This is a genomic window from Streptomyces sp. NPDC005303 (assembly GCF_040607335.1).
Taxonomy (GTDB): Bacteria; Actinomycetota; Actinomycetes; order Streptomycetales; family Streptomycetaceae; genus Streptomyces.
This window is the reverse complement of the sequence record NZ_JBEXGM010000023.1, coordinates 40272-58960: the sequence shown is the minus strand read 5'-3', so window position 1 is coordinate 58960 and position 18689 is coordinate 40272. Positions and strand designations below refer to the sequence as shown.

17 protein-coding genes are annotated in these 18689 nt (G+C 69.7%); 6 read left to right on the top strand and 11 right to left on the bottom strand.

Going from position 1 to position 18689, the window contains the following annotated elements; translation table 11 throughout:
- Positions 1–20: 20 nt before the first annotated feature.
- The 9 genes from ABZT93_RS28005 to ABZT93_RS27965 form a co-directional block, all read right to left on the bottom strand.
- Positions 21–860, bottom strand: coding sequence for a shikimate dehydrogenase (locus ABZT93_RS28005; protein ID WP_356109801.1), 840 nt, complete (start codon positions 858–860; stop codon positions 21–23).
- Complete coding sequence (gene mltG, locus ABZT93_RS28000; RefSeq protein WP_356109798.1) at positions 841–2565, bottom strand: endolytic transglycosylase MltG; 1725 nt, start codon at positions 2563–2565, stop codon at positions 841–843. The genes ABZT93_RS28005 and mltG overlap by 20 nt, the downstream gene beginning before the upstream one ends.
- A gap of 122 nt (positions 2566–2687) precedes the next feature.
- Positions 2688–3152 carry a Holliday junction resolvase RuvX gene (ruvX, locus tag ABZT93_RS27995; RefSeq protein ID WP_007380695.1) on the bottom strand — a complete coding sequence of 155 codons (465 nt, stop codon included), beginning with the start codon at positions 3150–3152 and terminating at the stop codon, positions 2688–2690.
- A complete protein-coding gene (gene alaS, locus ABZT93_RS27990; protein ID WP_356109795.1) occupies positions 3152–5824 on the bottom strand; it encodes an alanine--tRNA ligase in 2673 nt (890 codons plus the stop codon). Before alaS ends, ruvX begins: the two co-directional genes overlap by 1 nt.
- On the bottom strand, positions 5824–6150 hold the full coding sequence (locus ABZT93_RS27985; protein ID WP_356109793.1) for a hypothetical protein: 327 nt from the start codon (positions 6148–6150) through the stop codon (positions 5824–5826). Before ABZT93_RS27985 ends, alaS begins: the two co-directional genes overlap by 1 nt.
- Before the next feature lie 8 nt (positions 6151–6158).
- A complete protein-coding gene (locus ABZT93_RS27980) occupies positions 6159–6584 on the bottom strand; it encodes a DUF948 domain-containing protein (RefSeq protein WP_356109790.1) in 426 nt (141 codons plus the stop codon).
- Between the two features lie 824 nt (positions 6585–7408).
- Positions 7409–8023 (bottom strand): 30S ribosomal protein S4, encoded by a 615-nt coding sequence (gene rpsD, locus ABZT93_RS27975; RefSeq protein ID WP_250076706.1) that lies wholly within the window; start codon positions 8021–8023, stop codon positions 7409–7411.
- A gap of 295 nt (positions 8024–8318) precedes the next feature.
- Positions 8319–9674, bottom strand: a complete 1356-nt coding sequence (locus ABZT93_RS27970; protein WP_356109788.1) for a replication-associated recombination protein A — start codon at positions 9672–9674, stop codon at positions 8319–8321.
- 46 nt (positions 9675–9720) lie between these two features.
- The gene (locus tag ABZT93_RS27965) at positions 9721–10383 is read right to left on the bottom strand and encodes a vitamin K epoxide reductase family protein (RefSeq protein ID WP_356109786.1); all 663 of its coding nucleotides are present in this window, start codon (positions 10381–10383) and stop codon (positions 9721–9723) included.
- Between the two features lie 145 nt (positions 10384–10528).
- Between ABZT93_RS27965 and ABZT93_RS27960 the strand changes: the two genes are divergently transcribed.
- The 4 genes from ABZT93_RS27960 to ABZT93_RS27945 are packed head-to-tail and all read left to right on the top strand — an operon-like array spanning position 10529 to position 14053.
- Positions 10529–11395: an ABC transporter ATP-binding protein gene (locus tag ABZT93_RS27960; RefSeq protein WP_356109784.1), complete on the top strand. Its 867-nt coding sequence runs from the start codon at positions 10529–10531 to the stop codon at positions 11393–11395.
- Positions 11392–12237 carry an ABC transporter permease gene (locus ABZT93_RS27955; protein WP_356109781.1) on the top strand — a complete coding sequence of 282 codons (846 nt, stop codon included), beginning with the start codon at positions 11392–11394 and terminating at the stop codon, positions 12235–12237. The genes ABZT93_RS27960 and ABZT93_RS27955 overlap by 4 nt, the downstream gene beginning before the upstream one ends.
- A complete protein-coding gene (locus ABZT93_RS27950; RefSeq protein ID WP_356109778.1) occupies positions 12195–13430 on the top strand; it encodes a sensor histidine kinase in 1236 nt (411 codons plus the stop codon). Before ABZT93_RS27955 ends, ABZT93_RS27950 begins: the two co-directional genes overlap by 43 nt.
- Complete coding sequence (locus ABZT93_RS27945) at positions 13427–14053, top strand: response regulator transcription factor (RefSeq protein WP_356109776.1); 627 nt, start codon at positions 13427–13429, stop codon at positions 14051–14053. Before ABZT93_RS27950 ends, ABZT93_RS27945 begins: the two co-directional genes overlap by 4 nt.
- 244 nt (positions 14054–14297) lie before the next feature.
- Here ABZT93_RS27945 and hisS read toward each other — a convergent pair whose 3' ends face one another.
- Complete coding sequence (gene hisS, locus ABZT93_RS27940) at positions 14298–15560, bottom strand: histidine--tRNA ligase (RefSeq protein ID WP_356109774.1); 1263 nt, start codon at positions 15558–15560, stop codon at positions 14298–14300.
- An 11-nt stretch (positions 15561–15571) separates the two neighbouring features.
- Positions 15572–16279, bottom strand: coding sequence for an MBL fold metallo-hydrolase (locus ABZT93_RS27935; RefSeq protein WP_356109771.1), 708 nt, complete (start codon positions 16277–16279; stop codon positions 15572–15574).
- Between the two features lie 180 nt (positions 16280–16459).
- On the opposite strand from ABZT93_RS27935, the gene ABZT93_RS27930 reads away from it, so the two are divergent.
- Complete coding sequence (locus ABZT93_RS27930; protein WP_356109768.1) at positions 16460–17278, top strand: peptidylprolyl isomerase; 819 nt, start codon at positions 16460–16462, stop codon at positions 17276–17278.
- Positions 17279–17413: 135 nt separating this feature from the next.
- Positions 17414–18643 carry a DUF349 domain-containing protein gene (locus ABZT93_RS27925; protein WP_356109765.1) on the top strand — a complete coding sequence of 410 codons (1230 nt, stop codon included), beginning with the start codon at positions 17414–17416 and terminating at the stop codon, positions 18641–18643.
- Positions 18644–18689 lie beyond the last annotated feature (46 nt).

Sequence of the window (18689 nt, the reverse complement as noted above, 5' to 3'; positions counted from 1 at the left end):
GGAACACCTGGCCAAGGAGCTCAGCGGGCCGCCAGCGCGTGCTCGCCCGCCTTGCGCATGGCCTCCACGGGCGCGGGCCCGCGCCCCGTCATCTGCTCGACCTGGAGCACCGCCTGGTGCACGAGCAGGTCGAGGCCGCTGACCACGGCCCCGCCGATCATCGACCAGCGGGCCGCCAACTCGGTCGGCCACGGGTCGTACAACACGTCGAAGAGGGCCGCGGGACGCTCCGGCACGGCGTGGGCGAGCGCGTCCGTCGCCCCGGCGGGGGTGGTGGCGATCACCAGCGGGGCATCCAGGGCCTCGGCCGCGTCCGCCCAGTCCACGGTGCGGACCTCGACGTCGAGACGCTCCCCCCACTGCCGCATCTCCGCGGCGCGGGCCTCGCTGCGCACGTAGGCGACCACCTCGCCGGTGCAGATCCGGGCCAGCGCGGCGAGCGCGGAAGAGGCGGTGGCGCCGGCCCCCAGGATCGCCGCCGAGTCGACCTGCTCGATGCCCCGCTCCCTGAGGGCGGCGACCATGCCCGGGATGTCGGTGTTGTCGCCGAGGCGGCGGCCGTCCTCGGTGAACACGACCGTGTTGACCGCCTCCACCGAGGCGGCCGTGTCGCTGATCCCGTCGAGCAGCGGGATGACGGCCCGCTTGAGCGGCATGGTCACCGACAGCCCGGCCCACTCCGGCCCGAGCTGCTCGACGAACCCGGGCAGCGCGGCCTCGTCGAGCTCGAACCGGTCGTACGACCAGCCGGTGAGCCGCAGCTCCTCGTAGGCGGCCCGATGCAGGACCGGGGAGAGGGAGTGAGCGATGGGCTTGCCGAGGACCGCGGCCCGGCGGGCGTCAACTGCCCGTGCTTGCATCGAACTTGTCCTTGAGCCTCAGGAATTCAGCGTGCGTCTTGGCGAATTCGGTGGTCTTCACGCCGTCGGTGGCGACGAAGTAGTACCAGCCCTGGTCGGTCGGATTCAGCGCCGCCTTCAGCGCGAGATCGCCCGGATTGTCGATCGGTCCGGGCGGCAGACCCTTGTTCGTGTACGTGTTGTACGGGTCCTTGTTGCTCTTGATCTCCGACTCACCGATGTGGATGTTGCTCTCGTTCTTCAGGTAATTGAAGGTCGAGTCGAACTGGAGCAGACCATAGGTCTCGGGGTTCGCGAGGTTGAGCCGGTTGTAGACCACTTCCGCCATCTTGCGGTAGTCGTCCTCGGTCTTCCCCTCCGCCTGGACAAGGCTCGCGACCGTGATGACCTGCAGCGGGCTGTCCAGCTTGAGCGCCTTGGCCTTGGCCTCCAGGTCGTACTTGGCGTACACCTCGGCGGCCTGGGTGACCATCGCCTTCAGTACCGTCTCGGGCTTCATGCCCTTCGCCGCGGGATAGGTACCGGGGGAGAGGAAGCCCTCCAGCGGGTCCTTGATGTCCTCGTTGTCGTTCGCCCAACTCGGCAGACCGAGGCTCTTGTATTTCTTCTCGGCGATCTTCTTGGTGGTGCCGGAGCCAAGATCGAGTTTCTCGTCGATCGCCTTGTAGACGTTGAGGTTCCGCACTCCCGGAACGACCAGCACGTTGTTCTGGCTCTTCGGGTCGAGCATCATCGCGACGGCACTGTCGGCGGACATCTGCTTCTTCAGCAGATAGGCGCCGGCCTGGATCGACTTCCCCTTGGAGTTCTGCTCCTGAGCGGACACGAACGCGTCGACACTCTTGACGACGCCCGCGTCCTTGAGCAGCCGGCCGATCTCGTAGCCACCCGCACCCTTGGGGATCTGGACGTTCACCGCCTCGCCGGTGCCGTCCCCGGCATAGTCCGGGGCAGCGCCGAAACGATTTTGGTAGAACTGGTAGCCGAAGTACCCGACGCCACCGATACCGCCGCCGAACACCAGCAGGACCACCAGACAGGCGCAGCCGTTCTTGCGCTTCTTGGCCCCTTTGCCGCCCCGGCCCCGCCGGTCGCCGCGACCGCCCTGCGGGTCGTCCGTATCGTCCTGGTCGTCGTCATCACCCGCGAAGAAGGCGTGTTCACCCTGGTCGGGGCCCGGGTCCCAGTCGGTCTGCTGCGGCTCCGCTTCGGTACGCCGACGGCTCGGCGGCTCCGGCGGCGGGTAGGCGTCCGGGCTGCCGTAGTAGTCCTGCTGCTCGGCGCCGTACGCGGCGGTCTGCTGACCGTAGGGATCCGACGGGTCGGCGGGGTACGGGATCTGCGCCTGGGTGTTGGTCGCCCAGCCATTGTTGTCGTACGACTGCTGCTGCTGGTCCTGATAAGCCTGCTGGCCGTACTGCTGCGGTTGACCGTACTGCTGCTGGTCGTACTGCTGGTGCTGGTCGTACTGACCGTTGTGCTGCGGGTACTGCTGCTGCGCCTGACCATAGGCGGCCTGCTGGCCATCGCCCCAGCCACCGTTGTCGTACTGCTGCTGCGGCTGCTGCGGGTAGTGCTGCGGCTGGCCGCCGTAGGGGGACTGCTGACCCGCGTGGGCCTGCTGTCCCTCCCATCCACCGTCCCCGTACAACGGGTCCTCGGGATTCCACGGTTCGGAGCCTTCGCCCCGGCCATACTCAGTCATCGATCCCCTAGAGCCGCGAGGCGGCGGTCTCCTGCTTCCACGATCCAGCTACCGTTCCGCCTCTTTCTGTGCGGTGACTGTTCGAATGTCGCCGCATCGCGCGGAACGTTACCGTATCGCGATCAGATGACCACTTCGACGCCCTCGCCGGGTGCTTTACCTGACACCCGTTCGGATTCCAGGGCCTGCTGAAGAATGATCACGGCTGCTGCCTGGTCGATGACCGATCTGCCCTTTTTGGATTTCACTCCGGATGCGCGAAGTCCCTGACTGGCCGTCACGGTGGTCATGCGCTCGTCGACGAGCCTGACCGGAACGGGCGCGATCCCCCGGGCGAGCTCCTGGACGAAGCCGCGGACCTTGACGGCGGCCGGGCCCTCGCCCCCCTTGAGGGAGCGAGGGAGGCCGACGACGACCTCGATCGGTTCGTACTCCTCGACCAGCTGCTTCAGCCGGCGGTGGGCCGCGGGGACGTCCCGGCCCGGGACCGTCTCCACCGGGGTGGCGAGGATCCCGTCGGGGTCGCACGAGGCGACCCCGATGCGGGCGTCCCCGACGTCGATCGCGAGCCTGCGGCCTCGGCGCATTACTTGGCCGTCTCCCCGACCGTGCGCTCCACCGCGTCGACGGCCTCGCCGATCGCGGCCGGGTTCTGGCCGCCGCCCTGGGCGACGTCCGGCTTGCCGCCACCGCCGCCGCCGAGGGTCTTGGCGGCCGTGCGGACCAGGTCACCGGCCTTGAGACCGCGCTCGCGGGCGGGCTCGTTGGTGGCGATGACCGTCAGCGGCTTGCCGTTGTTGACCGTGAAGAGGGCGACGACCGCGGCCCGGCCGCCCTGGATGCGGCCACGCACGTCGAGGACCAGCTTGCGCAGGTCGTCCGGGGTGGTGCCGTCCGGGACCTGACCCGTGACGACGGCGATCCCGCGGACGTCCTTGGCGGACTCGGCGAGACCGGCGGCGGCCTGGAGCACCTTCTCCGCGCGGAACTTCTCGATCTCCTTCTCGGCGTCCTTCAGCTTGCCGAGCATGGCGGAGACCTTCTCCGGAAGCTCCTCCGGGCGGCCCTTGACCAGCTCCTGGAGCTGGGCGACCACGGTGTGCTCACGGGCGAGGAAGTTGTACGCGTCCACACCGACGAGCGCCTCGATACGACGGACCCCGGAGCCGATGGACGACTCACCGAGCAGCTTGACCAGGCCGAGCTGCGAGGTGTTGTGCACATGGGTGCCGCCGCACAGCTCCTTGGAGAAGTCACCGATGGTCACGACCCGGACCCGCTCGCCGTACTTCTCGCCGAACTCGGCGATGGCGCCCTGCTTCTTGGCCTCGTCGATGCCCATGACGTCGGCGCGGACGTCGAGGTCGCGGGCGAGCACCTCGTTGATCTTCTGCTCGACGTCGGTCATCACAGCCGTGGGAACGGCGGACGGCGAACCGAAGTCGAAGCGGAAGCGGCCGGGCTGGTTCTCGGAACCGGCCTGGGCGGCCGTCGGGCCAAGAGCGTCGCGCAGGGCCTGGTGGGTGAGGTGGGTGGCCGAGTGGGCGCGGGCGATGGCCGTACGCCTGCGGTTGTCGATGGAGGCGTGGGCCTTGGCCCCGACGGTCACCTCGCCGAACTGGACGACACCCTTGTGGACGTAGACGCCCGGGACCGGCTTCTGGCAGTCCCGGATCTCGATGACGGCACCGGAGTCGACCTTGATCCTGCCGGTGTCACCGATCTGACCGCCGCCCTCGGCGTAGAAGGGGGTGCGGTCCAGGACGATCTCGACCTCGTCGCCCTCGGTGGCGGCCGGGGAGGAGGTGCCGTCGACGAGGATGCCGACGATCGTGGACTCGCTCTCGGTGTCCGAGTAGCCGAGGAACTCGGTCTCGCCCGCCTGGTCGGCGATCGCACGGTAGGCGCCCGCCCCGGCATGGCCGGTCTTCTTGCCCTGGGCGTCGGCCTTGGCGCGCTCCCGCTGCTCCTTCATCAGGCGCCGGAAGCCGTCCTCGTCCACGGACAGGCCCTGCTCGGCGGCCATCTCCAGGGTGAGGTCGATCGGGAAGCCCCAGGTGTCGTGGAGCAGGAACGCCTTGTCGCCGGCGAGGACCTTGCCGCCGGCGGCCTTGGTCTCGGTGACGGCGGTGTCGAGGATGTTGGTGCCGGCCTTCAGCGTCTTGAGGAAGGCGTTCTCCTCGGCGACGGCGACCTTCTCGATGCGCTCGCGGTCGGTGACCAGCTCCGGGTACTGCTGGCCCATCATGGCGATGACGGTGTCGACCAGGTCCAGCACGACCGGGCCGGTGGCACCGAGCAGGCGCATGTTGCGGATGGCGCGGCGCATGATGCGGCGCAGGACATAGCCGCGGCCCTCGTTGCCGGGGGTGACGCCGTCGCCGATGAGCATGACGGACGTGCGCATGTGGTCGGTGACCACGCGCAGGGAGACGTCCGAGTCGTGGGCGTCGCCGTAGGCCACGCCGGTCAGCTCGGTGGCCTTGTTGATGACGGCCATGGAGGTGTCGATCTCGTACATGTTCTGCACGCCCTGCAGGATCATCGCCAGGCGCTCGAGTCCGAGACCGGTGTCGATGTTCTTGCTGGGGAGCTCGCCGAGGATCTCGAAGTTGTCCTTGCCGATGCCCTCGCCGCGCTCGTACTGCATGAAGACGAGGTTCCAGATCTCCACGTACCGCTCGTCGTTGACGGCGGGACCGCCCTCGACGCCGAACTCGGGGCCGCGGTCGTAGTTGATCTCGGAACAGGGGCCGCAGGGTCCGGGGACGCCCATGGACCAGTAGTTGTCCTTCATGCCGAGGCGCTGGATGCGCTCCTTCGGCACGCCGACGACCTCGTGCCAGATGCGCTCGGCCTCGTCGTCGTCCTTGTAGACGGTGATCCAGAGCCTGTCCGGCTCCAGGCCGTAACCACCCTTGTCCTGGGGGCTGGTGAGCAGCTCCCAGGCGTACTTGATGGCGCCTTCCTTGAAGTAGTCGCCGAAGGAGAAGTTGCCGCACATCTGGAAGAACGTGCCGTGCCGGGTGGTCTTGCCGACCTCTTCGATGTCGGGCGTACGCACACACTTCTGCACACTGGTGGCGCGCGCGAAGGGCGGCTTGACCTCACCCAGGAAGTAGGGCTTGAAGGGCACCATGCCGGCCGGGACGAGGAGCAGAGTCGGGTCGTCCGCGATGAGCGACGCCGAAGGGACGACGGTGTGCCCGCGCTCCTCGAAGAAGCTCAGCCAGCGGCGGCGAATCTCGGCCGACTCCATCAGTGGTCCTCATTCCGGTTGTGCGAGTTCGTGGTGTACGTCGTGTTCTCGATGGCGGCGATGCGCCTGGGTGCGGGCAGTTCGGGACTCTCGCGAATGCCGAGCGCGTCCGTCAACTCGGCCTCCCGCTGGGCCATGTTGTCGCGGACGTCGAGCGCGAAGCCGACCGCGCGGTCCTTGAGGCGGGCGCCCGTCTCGATCGCCTTGTTGGCCGCCGTGACGGCGAGGTTCTCGGGGGTCAGCTGCTTCAGCTTGCGATTGACCTTGGTGGTGGCCCAGACCCCGGCGGCCACGCCCGTGCTGAACCAGAAAGTGCGGCGGAACATCTTGAGCCTCAGTCCCTCTTCCCACGGCCCCGGGAAACCGCCCGACCCACGATCACGGTACGCCGGGAGGCCTTCACGGGCACATCATCCTTGCGGCCACCGAGGGCCCGGCGCACGCCGTAGCCGAAGGCAGCGACCTTGACCAGGGGGCCGCCGAAGGTGGAGGCGACGGTGGTGGACAGCGCGGAGGCGTTCGACGTGACCTCCTGGACGTCCGAGGCGATCGCGTCGACCCGCTCGATCTGGGTCTGTGCGGAGCGCACCGCGGTGGAGGCCTCGGCCAGCAGCGGGACAGCCTGGTCGGTCACGTCCGCCACGAGCTTGGTGGTCGCCTTGAGCGTCTGGGCCAGCCTCGCCAGCGCGACGGCGAGGAAGGAGACCAGGATCGCCCAGAAGACGGCCACCAGGATCCCGGCAACCTCTCCACCGGACACTGTGCACCCGCTCCCTGAATACGTGCTGTCTATGGAAAAAGTCTTCGCCGAGCCTATCGCGCCTCGGACGGCGGTCCGCACCGGATCAACCCGCGCGCGCACGCGAGTTGTCCATGACGATTCTACGGAGCGCATACGCTTCAGCACGCTCCGTTTTCCCCGCGCGGTCATCGGTCCGACGGCACCGGCGTGAACGGCGATCTCCCGCTGGAGCTCGACGACTTCGTGGACCGGCGCGCGAACTCTCCGGGCCGCCGACACGGGCACTCGACGCCTCGCGGCCGGTGACGGTGACGAGCCCCGGCGGCATCAGCGATGCCGGCCGCCGTACCCGGCACGCGCGCGTGAGCTGCTCACCGACTGTTCCAGGGCCCGGCAGCCTCGCCGTGGCTGCCGGGCCCAAGGAACGGGTGGCGACGCGCGGTACCAGGAGTGCGTACGACAGGGCCGGGCGCTCAGCCGGAAGGCCCGCGGTGTCCCGGACACTGGGCCGCCCCCTTCCGGCTCGACGGGGGGCGGACAGGGCCCGGACGCCCAGCCAGGAAGCCGCGATGGCCCAGCCAGGAAGCCACGATGCCCCGGACACTGAGCCGTCACCCTCCCGCTCAACGGGCGACAGACAGGGCCCGGACGCCCAGCCGGGAAGCCGCGGCGTCCCGGGTGTCGGGGGCCGCGTCCGTCCACTCGACGGGCGACCGGCGCCGCGGAGCTCCGTGCGGCACAGCGACGCGACCCCCGACATGCGGCAACCCGCCGCCTCGCCCACCTGGAAGGGCGGGGAGACGGCGGGCTGAAGTGGTGCGGGTCCTACGGCCTGCCGATGATCAGCGGGCGTAGTACTCGACGACGAGCTGCTCGTCGCAGATCACCGGGATCTCCTTGCGGTTCGGCTCGCGGTCCAGGCGGAAGGCCAGGGCGCGGAGGTTCACCTGGAGGTAGCGCGGGGTCTCGCCGTCGGGGGCGAAACCGCCCTCACGGGCGATCGAGAAGAGGGTCTTCTCGCGGCTGCGCTCGCGGACCATCACGACGTCGTCGGGACGGACGCGGAAGGACGGCTTGTCGACCTTCTGACCGTTGACCTCGATGTGGCCGTGGACGACCATCTGGCGGGCCTGGTAGATCGTGCGGGCGATGCCCGAACGCAGGACCAGCGCGTCGAGACGACGCTCGAGCTCGATGATCAGGGCCTCACCGGTCTTGCCCTGAACCTTGGAGGCACGCTCGTAGGCGCGGACGAGCTGGCGCTCGGACACGTCGTACTGCGCACGCAGACGCTGCTTCTCGAGCAGACGGACCTTGTAGTCCGAGTTCTGCTTGCGGCCACGGCCGTGCTCACCCGGGGGGTAGGGACGGGCCTCGAAGTACTTGACGGCCTTCGGGGTCAGCGCGATGCCGAGGGCACGCGACTTCTTGACCTTGGGGCGGGGCTGGTTCGCCACAATCTCTCATTTCTCAGTGTTCGGCTCGTCAGAGTTATGGGAGGTCGCATCCGCAGCCGGGGAAACCCGCCGGGTCCGCGAAGGACCTGGTGGGCAGCCGCTCCCCTGGTCTGGGCACATACGTGCAGCACGCGAGTGGCCCACCGACCTTTCCCGTCGTACGACGAGTGGTGGTGGGCTGCCCGCGACACCATTCGAACGGTGCGCGACGCTCCTGGAACCCACTGGGGGTTCCGGCTGACCGTCCCGTTCTGACTGCACGGGACACAGCACTTCGAGGGATTCTACAGGGTGCTCAGGACCGCTTGCGACCGAGGTGCTTGCGGGTCCACTCCACGGCGTCCGCGTACCGGGCCTCGGCGCCGTGCCGGGTGGGCTCGTAGTACTCGCGGTCCTTGATGGCGTCCGGCGCGTACTGCTGCTCGGCGATTCCCTCGGGCAGGTCGTGCGGGTAGACGTACCCCTGCGCGTGCCCGAGCTTGGCGGCACCCTTGTAGTGCCCGTCGCGCAGATGCGGTGGCACCGGCCCGGCCAGCCCTTTGCGCACGTCCTCCATGGCGGCGCCGATCGCCATGGTCGCGGCGTTGGACTTCGGGGCCAGGGCGAGCGCGATGGTGGCGTGGCTCAGGGTCAGCGCGGCCTCCGGGAAGCCGATCATGGCGACGGCCTGGGCGGCGGCGACGGCTATGGGCAGGGCGCCCGGGTCGGCGAGGCCGATGTCCTCGCTGGCGGAGATCATCAGCCGGCGGGCGATGAAGCGCGGGTCCTCGCCGGCCTCGATCATGCGGGCCAGGTAGTGCAGGGCCGCGTCGACGTCGGAGCCCCTGATGGACTTGATGAGGGCGCTGGCCACGTCGTAGTGCTGGTCGCCGTCGCGGTCGTACTTCACGGCCGCGCGGTCGACCGTCTCCTCCAGCGTGGTGAGGGTGATCTCCGGCTCGCCCTTGTCGAGGGCGGCCCCGGCGGCGGCCTCCAGGGCGGTCAGGGCACGGCGGGCGTCGCCGCCGGCGATCCGCAGGAGGTGGTCCTCGGTGTCCTCGGGGAGGGCGACGGCGTCCTTCAGACCGCGCTCGTCGCTCAGCGCCCGCTTCAGCAGTCCTCTGACGTCGTCGTCGGTGAGGGGTTCGAGGGTCAGCAGCAGGGACCGGGACAGCAGCGGGGAGATGATCGAGAAGTACGGGTTCTCGGTGGTGGCCGCGATCAGGGTCACCCAGCGGTTCTCGACCGCGGGGAGCAGGGAGTCCTGCTGGGCCTTGCTGAAGCGGTGGATCTCGTCGAGGAAGAGGACGGTCTCCTTGCCGAAGCCGCCGGTGGCGCGGCGGGCGCCGTCGATGACCGCGCGGACCTCCTTGACGCCGGCGGTGATCGCGGAGAGCTCCACGAAACGCTTGTTGGTGGCCTTCGAGACGACGTACGCCAGGGTCGTCTTGCCGGTGCCGGGCGGGCCCCAGAGGATCACCGAGGAGGGTCCGGCAGGGCCGCCGCTGCCCTCGCCGACCAGCCGGCGCAGCGGCGATCCGGGCTTGAGCAGGTGCTGCTGGCCCACTACCTCGTCGAGGGTGCGCGGGCGCATCCGGACCGCCAGGGGACTGCCGGCCGGGTCCTTCTCCTGGCGCTCTTCCGCCGCGGCGGTGAACAGATCGGGCTCCACGTTCAAAACCCTATGTCACGCCACTGACAACGCCGTCGCCCGTCGGTCAGGCCCAGAGCTTGTCGCCCCAGCGGGTCAGGATCAGCATGGCGATGACGCCGCAGTGGGTGACCGGCAGGACCCAGGTGAACTCGGAGAGGAAGCGCTTGAGCCAGCCCGGGGACGGCAGCAGGTCGTTGCGGATGTTGAACGAGGTCACGTACCAGAACATCGTGATCGTCGCGACCCAGGCCAGCGAGCACCACAGGCACAGCGCGTTGATGCGGTACAGCGACTGGAACTGCAGCCAGGTGCAGAAGGCCACGCCGAAGAGCGTGCCGAAGTTGAAGGTGAGCCAGTACCAGCGCGGGAAGGTGGCGCGGGCCAGCAGGCTCATGCCGACGCAGATGACGATGCCGTAGCAGACGAGGCCGAGCATCGGGTTGGGGAACCCGAAGGCGGCGGCCTGCTTGCTCTCCATCACGCTGCCGCAGGAGACGATCGGGTTGAGGGAGCAGCTCGGCGTGAACGTCTTGCCGCTGACCTTCCCCTCGAGGATCTTGAACTTGTCGATCGTGATGACCCACGCGGCGAGCAGTCCGGCAGCACCGGTGATCACCAGCAGCAGTGCGAAGGCACGGCTGCCGCCCACCGTCCTGGGCGCTGCGTCGGCGCTCGCCGACGAGGGCTCGGGCTCCGTGGAGACGTCTTTCACTGTGGTCTTGCTCATCACGCCGATCCGTCTGCTTGAGAGTTGGACCTTCTTCTGGCAGGAGCCATTCTGCCGCACGCGGGGGCTTGTCCACCGTTCGGTGGACATAAGGAAGTACGCACGGTCGTCCCTGAGCGTTCGGTTCCGGCCCAGGCTCGTGGGCATGACCACACAGGCGAACGAACGCGCGGTGCACGTTCGAGGGCTGCGCAAGCGGTACGGCGACGTGAGCGCGGTCGACGGGATCGACCTCGGCATCCGCAGGGGCGAGGTCTTCGGCCTGCTCGGGCCCAATGGCGCGGGCAAGAGCACCACGGTGGAGATCCTCCAGGGCAACCGGGACCGGGACGCGGGTGAGGTGTCCGTGCTCGGCGCGGACCCGGCGCACGCCACACGCGCGTGGCGAAGTCGTGTGGGAATCGTCTGGCAGGACGAATCGGCGCCCGCCGAGTTGACGGTCGCGGAGACCGTCCGTCATTTCGCGCACTACTACCCACGGCCACGGGACCCCGAGGAGGTCATCGGGCTGGTGGGTCTGGAGGCGAAGGCGGGCAGCCGGATCAAGGCCCTGTCGGGCGGCCAGCGCAGGCGCCTGGACGTGGCGCTCGGGGTGATCGGAGGCCCCGAACTGCTGCTCCTGGACGAGCCCACGACCGGTTTCGACCCGGCGGCCCGGCGCCAGTTCTGGGACCTGATCCGCAAGCTGTCCGGCGAGGGCACGACGATCCTGCTCACCACGCACTATCTGGAGGAGGCCGAGGCGCTCGCCGACCGGCTGGCCGTGGTCTCCCGGGGCAAGGTCGTCGCCGAGGGCGAGCCGGCCGCGCTGCGGGAACGGTACGGCTCCGGCGCCACCGTCGAGTGGACCGAGCCGGACGGCACCCCGCGCGCGGAGCACACCGACACCCCGACCAGGACGGTCGCCGAGCTGATGCGCCGCTTCGACGGCGAGATCCCGGGCCTTCAGGTCAGCCGCCCCACGCTGGAGGACGTCTACCTCCGGCTCACCGGACAGGAGGACGCGCGATGACCACGACCACCGTACGGTCCCGGATTGATGCCGGCTCGGAGCGGCTGCCCGGTGTCTGGGGGCTCGGGCTGCGGCGGGGCGCCCTGGAGATCAGGCAGTTCTTCCGTCAGCGCGACCAGGTGGTGTTCACCTTCGCCTTCCCGGTGGTCTTCCTGTTCCTGTTCGCGTCGATCTTCAGCGACGACGTGGAGGGTGCGGGCATCAAGGCCTCGCAGCTGTACGTCCCGGCGATGATGGCCGCCGGCATCATGTCGACGAGCTTCCAGTCCCTCGGCGTCTCGATCGCCGTCGAGCGGGACGAGAAGGTGCTGCGCCGGCTGCGCGGGACCCCGATGCCGCCGGCGGCGTACTTCCTCGGCAAGATCTGGCTGGTTCTCGTCACCGGAGTCCTGGAGACGGCGATCCTGCTGCTCGTCGGCACCACGCTCTACGACGTCGCACTGCCGTCGGACGCCGGCAGGTGGTTCGCCTTCGCCTGGATCTTCGTGCTCGGCCTCACGGCGTGCGCCCTGCTCGGCATCGCCGTCAGTTCGGTGCCCAAGTCCAGCAAGAGCGCGAGTTCCGTGGTCGTCCTGCCCTTCCTGGTCCTCCAGTTCATCTCCGGGGTGTACATCGCGATCGACACGATCCCCGACTGGATGCTGAACATCGGCGCGCTGTTCCCGCTGAAGTGGATGTGCCAGGGGCTGCGCGGGGTGTTCCTGCCGGACTCGGCACAGGTCCTGGAGCAGGCCGGCGGCTGGGAGTTCGGGCGCACCGCCCTGGTGCTGGGGGCGTGGTGCGTCGGAGGATTGCTGCTGTGTCTGCTGACCTTCCGGTGGAAGAACCGGCGCGACGGGTGAACGGTCCGGCGGACGTGGGCGCGTACTCGTGGGACCGCTCCTTCCGGCTCTGGGACACCTACTTCGCGCTGATCTGGCTGGCCACCCTGGTGTTCGTGCTGGGCACGGCACACCCCGGGTGGCCGGTCCGCGTCACCGCGGCGGCCCTGCTGGTGCCGCTGGTCCCGCTCTTCGTACGGGTCGGGCGTCCGCTGCTCCGGCAGGATCCGCCCGACGCACGCACGACGCTCACCTACCTCGCCGCGATGATGGCGCTGTTCCTGCCCTCGGCGATCCTGGTCGGCGAGACCCGGCTGATGACCTTCGCTCTCGTGCCCCAGTGCTTCATGACGCTGCGGATGCGGTGGGCGCTGACCGCCGTGGCCGTGATCAGCCTGGCGCCCGTGGTGGGCTGGGCGCTGCTGTGGTGGCCGAGTGACCAGGACGTCTTCTTCAACGGTCTGTTCGCCGTCGTCACCCTGGTCTTCTCGGTGGCTCTCGGCAGCTATGTCATCCGGATCATCGAGCAGAGCCAGGAACGGGCGGCCCTCATCGCCGAGTTGGACTCCAGTCGGCACGAGGTCTCGCGGCTGTCGGCGGCGCACGGGGCGCTGGCCGAACGGGAGCGGATGGCCCGGGAGATCCATGACACCCTCGCGCAGGGCTTCACCAGCCTGCTCATGCTGGTCCAGGCCGTCGACGCCGAGCTCGACCGCGACGTACCGCAGGCCCGACGCCATCTGGCCCTGATGGACGAGACGGCCCGGCTGAACCTCGCCGAGGCCCGGGCCCTGGTCGCCGACGGCACTCCGGCCGACCTGGACGGCGCGACACTGCCGGACGCCCTGTTCCGGCTGGCGACCCGGCACTCCGCCGCGCTCGACGTGACCGGCCCGGTCCGTCCGCTGCCCGCCGGCCCCGAGGTCGTCGCCCTGCGTTCGTGCCAGGAGGCACTCACCAACTGCCGTAAACACGCGGGAGGTTCGGCGACGGTGGGCATCGACCTCGCCTACGCCGACGACAGCCTCACCCTCGTCGTACGGGACGACGGTCACGGCTTCGACCCGGGGACCGTCCGCGACGGCTACGGTCTTGCGGGGCTCCGCGCCCGCGCCGCCGAGGCCGGCGGGACGGTCCGGGTGCGCAGCGCGCCCGGCGGCGGCACCACGGTCACCGTCCGCCTGCCCGTACCGCCCCCGAGGAGCTGTTCATGATCCGGATCATCCTGGCCGACGACCACCCCGTCGTACGGGAGGGCCTGCGCGCCATGCTGACGGCGGAGCCGGACCTGGAGGTGATCGCGGACGCGTCCAGCGGGCCGCAGGCGGAGGCGCTGGCCGCGGCACTCCGGCCCGACATCGTGCTGATGGACCTGCGGATGCCGGGCGGCTCGGGCGTGGAGTCGATCGTGCGGATGACCGAGGCGGGGCTGCCCTGCCGGGTGATCGTCCTGACGACGTACGAGACGGACCGGGACATCCTGCGGGCCGTGGAGGCGGGCGCGGCGGGCTATCTCCTCAAGGACCTGCCTCGCGCCGAACTGGCCGAGTCCGTACGGGCCGCCGCGCGCGGCGAGACGGTCCTGGCACCCACGGTCGCCGCCCGCCTGGTCGACCAGCTGCGCACCAGGCCGGAACGGCCGCGGCTCTCGGAGCGCGAGACGGCGGTACTGCGACTGGTCGCGGAGGGCTGCACGAACGCGGAGATCGGACGCCGGCTGTTCATCGGCGAGTCCACGGTGAAGACCCATCTCCTGCGGGTGTTCGGCAAGTTGGGCGTCACCGACCGGACCGCCGCGGTGACCTGCGCGATGCGGTACGGGCTGCTCGACCAGTGAGGCATCCCGGCGGGTGGCGCCGTGGGCGGCGCGGACCGGGAACGGGTCCCGGTACCGCGGTCAGGCCCAGGAGAGCGCCGGCCAGGGCCAGTTCGGCGGCGTGGGGCCGCCGCTCGGCGGCCCGGACGGTGCGGGCAGCCGGCGTCATGCGCTGCCGCTGCGGGTGTTCGGCGCCGAAGACCCTGCGAGCCGGCGGACGACAAGGGCGCCGGCCTCACGACCGACGCCCTCCCCCGCGCCCCCGTCAGCCGTGCCTGGACTCCAGCTCCGCCACGATCTCGTTGACTCCGATCGCCGACTGCTCCCCGGACTCCATGTCCTTCAGCTGTACGACGCCCTCGGCGAGGTCGCGTTCACCGGCGACGATCGTGTAGCGGGCGCCGCTGCGGTTGGCGTTCTTCATGGCGCCCTTGAGGCCCTTGGCGCCGTAGGAGAAGTCCGCCGCGATGCCCACCTTGCGCAGTTCGGTGACCTTGGCGAACAGGACCCGGCGGGCCTCCTCGCCCAGCGGGACGGCGAACACGCTGGTCGTGGTGGGGAGTTCGAGCTCCACGCCCTCCGCCTCCAGGGCGAGGACCGTGCGGTCGACGCCGAGGGCCCAGCCGACGGACGGGAGCGCGGGGCCGCCGATCATCTCCGACAGTCCGTCGTAGCGGCCGCCGCCGCCCACCGCGGACTGGGAGCCCAGACCGTCGTGGACGAACTCGAAGGTCGTACGGGTGTAGTAGTCGAGTCCGCGCACCAGTTTCGGGTCGTCCTCGAAGGCCACGCCCGCCGCGGTGATCAGCTCACGGACCTCCTCGTGGTACGCCTTGCAGGCGTCGCAGAGGTAGTCGCGCAGCAGGGGTGCGTCCGTGAGCTGCTTCTGGACGTCAGGGCGCTTGTCGTCGAGGACACGGAGCGGGTTGATGTCCGCGCGACGCAGGGTCTCCTCGTCGAGGTCGAGACCCCTCAGGAAGGTCTGCAGCGCCTCCCGGTACACCGGCCGGCACTCCCTGTCGCCCAGGCTGTTCAGCAGAATGCGGAAGTTCCTGAGGCCCAGCGAGCGGTACGCCTGGTCGGCCAGGATGATCAGCTCGGCGTCCAGCGCCGGGTCCTCCGCACCGATCGCCTCGGCGCCGACCTGCGAGAAGTGCCTGTAGCGGCCCTTCTGCGGACGCTCGTAGCGGTAGTAGGAGCCGGAGTACCAGAGCTTGACCGGCAGGTTGCCGAGCTTGTGCAGGTTCGCCTCCAGCGCCGCGCGCAGCACGGAAGCCGTGCCCTCGGGGCGCAGGGCCAGCTTGGTACCGCCCTTGGTCTCGAAGGCGTACATCTCCTTGGTGACGATGTCGGTGGACTCACCGACCCCGCGCGCGAACAGCTCGACGCTCTCGAAGCCGGGGGTCTCGATGTAGCCGTAGCCGGAGGTGCGCAGGGGTGCGGCGATCGCCTCACGGACGGCCAGGAACTTGGCGCTGTCCGGCGGGATCAGGTCGTACGTGCCCTTGGGGGCCTGAAAGGTGCTCACGAAGTCTCTCGTCACATTCCTCGTCGGGGAGCCTCTGAGGCTCCCTGGCCGGCGGCCACGTCCCGCAGATACGGGTTGGTGGCGCGCTCCCGGCCGATGGTCGTCTGGGGGCCGTGGCCGGACAGCACCACGGTCGAGTCGTCGAGCGGCAGGCACACGCGGGCCAGCGAGTCGAGCATCTCGGCCATGTCACCGCCGGGCAGGTCGGTGCGTCCGATGGAGCCGGCGAAGAGCAGATCCCCGGAGAAGAACACGGAAGGGATCTCCGCGGTCTCGGGCATCCGGAAGGTCACCGACCCCTTGGTATGGCCGGGCGCGTGCGCGACGGACAGTTCCAGGCCCGCCAGCTCCAGCTGCACGCCGTCGGTCAGCTCCTTGACGTCGTCCGGCTCTCCCACGGTGATCTCGCCCATGAGCGGCATCCCGATGGAACGGCCGAGACCCATCGACGGGTCCTTCATCATGTAGCGGTCCTCGGGGTGGATCCACGCCGGTACTCCGTGCGCTCCGCACACCGGGACGACCGAGGCCACGTGGTCGATGTGGCCGTGGGTGAGGACGACGGCGACGGGCTTGAGCCGATGCTTCTTCAGCGCTTCCTCGACGCCTTCGGTGGCCTCGTGGCCGGGGTCGATGATCACGCACTCCTCACCGGCGGCGGGGGCGACGAGATAACAGTTCGTCCCCCAGGCCCCGGCGGGGAACCCGGCAATGAGCACGATCGTCCTCGTTTTGTGTCGGTACGGGCGGTCTTCCGGGCGGCTGCCCCAGTGGTCAGAGCCTACCGGCGCTGCCGATTCCTCAGCGAACCCATATACGGTACGGGGCACACGCAGGCGGTCGGTTCATAGGACGCGTGCGTACCGGTCGGCGTACGAGACGCATGAGGAGAGAACCCCGTGGTCACCCAGGAACAGCGGAAGCGGCAGCTCGCGCGGGAGAAGTTCTTGCGGCAGCAGCAGCGGCGCACGGCCGCGCGCCGCAAGGCCCGTGTACGCAACTCTGTGATCGCGTCGGTGCTCGGCGTGATCCTGGTGGGCAGCCTCGCGCTCTACACCTCCGGGGTCATGAAGGACGACGACAAGGCCAGTGCGAGCGCGGACACGACCCCGAGCGCGGCGCCGACCAGCAAGGCGCCGGACCCGTGCGAGAAGCCCGCCGCCGGCAAGGTCGAGACGCAGAGCTGGAAGAAGGAGCCGGCGATGTCCATCGACAAGTCGGCGAAGTACACCTTTGACCTCGCGACGACCTGCGGCAAGATCGACATAGCGCTGAAGGCGTCGGCGGCCCCGCACACCGTGAACTCGTTCGACTTCCTCGCGAACAAGGGCTTCTTCGACCACACCAAGTGCCACCGGCTCACCACCAACGGCATCTACGTCCTGCAGTGCGGCGACCCGACGGGCTCCGGCAGCGGCGGACCGGGCTACACCATCCCGGACGAGAACCTGAAGGACAAGAGCCTCAAGTCCAACGTCTACCCGGCGGGCACCGTCGCGATGGCGAACACCGGGCAGGCGCACACCGGCGGCAGCCAGTTCTTCCTCGTCTACCAGGACAGCCAGCTGCCCCCGAGCTACACCCCGTTCGGGACCATCTCGGAATCCGGTATGAAGGTGCTGAAGAAGATCGCCGCGGCCGGTGAGAGCACCGGCGCGGGCGACGGCGCGCCGAACGCGACCGTCGTGATCAACAAGGCGACTGTCACCAAATCCTGACCGTCAAGTGCGAAATTTCGGTCGCGCGGGATGCGGACAGGCAACCCGCTGGTCGCCTATGTTGGCCGTGACGAAACTGTGGACGATGCCCGGGGGCGCGGAAGCCTCCCGCGGGCATCATGTGGAGGAGGCGCTGTGAGCAGCGACCCGTGGGGCCGCGTCGACGAGACGGGGACCGTGTACGTGCGTACGGCCGACGGCGAGCAGGTCGTCGGTTCCTGGCAGGCCGGCTCCCCCGACGAAGCCCTGGCCTACTTCGAGCGCAAGTACGAGGGCCTGGTTGTCGAGATCGGCCTCCTCGAGAAGCGGGTGAAGACCACCGACCTGTCGGCGAAGGACGCTTCTGCGGCCATCGACCACATCCGCGAGCAGGTCGACGCGCATCACGCGGTCGGCGACCTGGACGCGCTCAAGGTGCGGCTCGACAAGCTCGTGGAGACCGTCGACAAGCGCCGCGAGGAGCGCAAGCAGCAGCGCGCGAAGCAGTCCGACGAGGCCCGGCACGCCAAGGAGGCGCTGGTCGTCGAGGCGGAGGAACTGGCCCAGTCCGACCAGTGGCGGGCCGCCGGTGAGCGGCTGCGCGCCCTGGTGGACACCTGGAAGGGTCTGCCGCGCCTGGACCGCAAGTCGGACGACGAGCTGTGGCACCGCTTCTCGCACGCCCGCTCGGCGTTCTCCAAGCGCCGCAAGGCCCACTTCGCCTCGCTCGACGCGCAGCGCGAGGACGCCCGCCGGACCAAGGAACGGCTGGTCGGCGAGGCCGAGGCACTGTCCGGGTCGACGGACTGGGGCCCCACGGCCGCGCGCTACCGCGAGCTGATGGCCGAGTGGAAGGCCGCGGGCCGTGCTCAGCGCGAGCACGAGGACGACCTGTGGAACCGCTTCCGCGGCGCCCAGGACGTGTTCTTCGCCGCCCGCAGCTCGGTATTCGCCGAGCGGGACGCCGAGCAGACCGAGAACCTGAAGCTCAAGGAGGAGCTGGCCGAGGAGGCCGAGAAGCTCCTGCCGATCGGCGACCTGAAGTCCGCCCGCGCCGCGTTCCGCACGCTCAACGAGCGCTGGGAGGCCATCGGCCACGTCCCGCGGGACGCCCGGCCGAAGGTCGAGGGCCGGATGCACGCCGTGGAGCGCGCTCTCCAGGAGGCCGAGGAGACCGAGTGGCGCCGGACGAACCCGGAGGCACGCGCGCGTGCCGCGGGCCTCACCGGTCAGCTCCAGGCCGCCGTGGACAAGCTCAGGGGCCAGATCGACCAGGCGCGCGCCCAGGGCAACAACGCCAGGGCCGACAAGCTGGAGCGTGAGCTGGAGGGCCGCCAGGCGCTCCTGGACCAGGCACTCAAGGGTCTCCAGGAGTTCGGCGGCTGAGACGACGCCGTACACACGAGAGGGCCCCGGTTCCCCGGGGCCCTCT

What these genes read in the sequence shown, in the direction of transcription:
- alaS (WP_356109795.1), bottom strand. Translation starts at nt 5,824, where the DNA reads ATGGAGTCGGCCGAGATTCGCCGCCGCTGGCTGAGCTTCTTCGAGGAG.
- ABZT93_RS27960 (WP_356109784.1), top strand. Translation starts at nt 10,529, where the DNA reads ATGACCACACAGGCGAACGAACGCGCGGTGCACGTTCGAGGGCTGCGC.
- ABZT93_RS27945 (WP_356109776.1), top strand. Translation starts at nt 13,427, where the DNA reads ATGATCCGGATCATCCTGGCCGACGACCACCCCGTCGTACGGGAGGGC.
- ABZT93_RS27985 (WP_356109793.1), bottom strand. Translation starts at nt 6,150, where the DNA reads ATGTTCCGCCGCACTTTCTGGTTCAGCACGGGCGTGGCCGCCGGGGTC.
- ABZT93_RS27955 (WP_356109781.1), top strand. Translation starts at nt 11,392, where the DNA reads ATGACCACGACCACCGTACGGTCCCGGATTGATGCCGGCTCGGAGCGG.
- ABZT93_RS27965 (WP_356109786.1), bottom strand. Translation starts at nt 10,383, where the DNA reads ATGAGCAAGACCACAGTGAAAGACGTCTCCACGGAGCCCGAGCCCTCG.
- ruvX (WP_007380695.1), bottom strand. Translation starts at nt 3,152, where the DNA reads ATGCGCCGAGGCCGCAGGCTCGCGATCGACGTCGGGGACGCCCGCATC.
- mltG (WP_356109798.1), bottom strand. Translation starts at nt 2,565, where the DNA reads ATGACTGAGTATGGCCGGGGCGAAGGCTCCGAACCGTGGAATCCCGAG.
- ABZT93_RS28005 (WP_356109801.1), bottom strand. Translation starts at nt 860, where the DNA reads ATGCAAGCACGGGCAGTTGACGCCCGCCGGGCCGCGGTCCTCGGCAAG.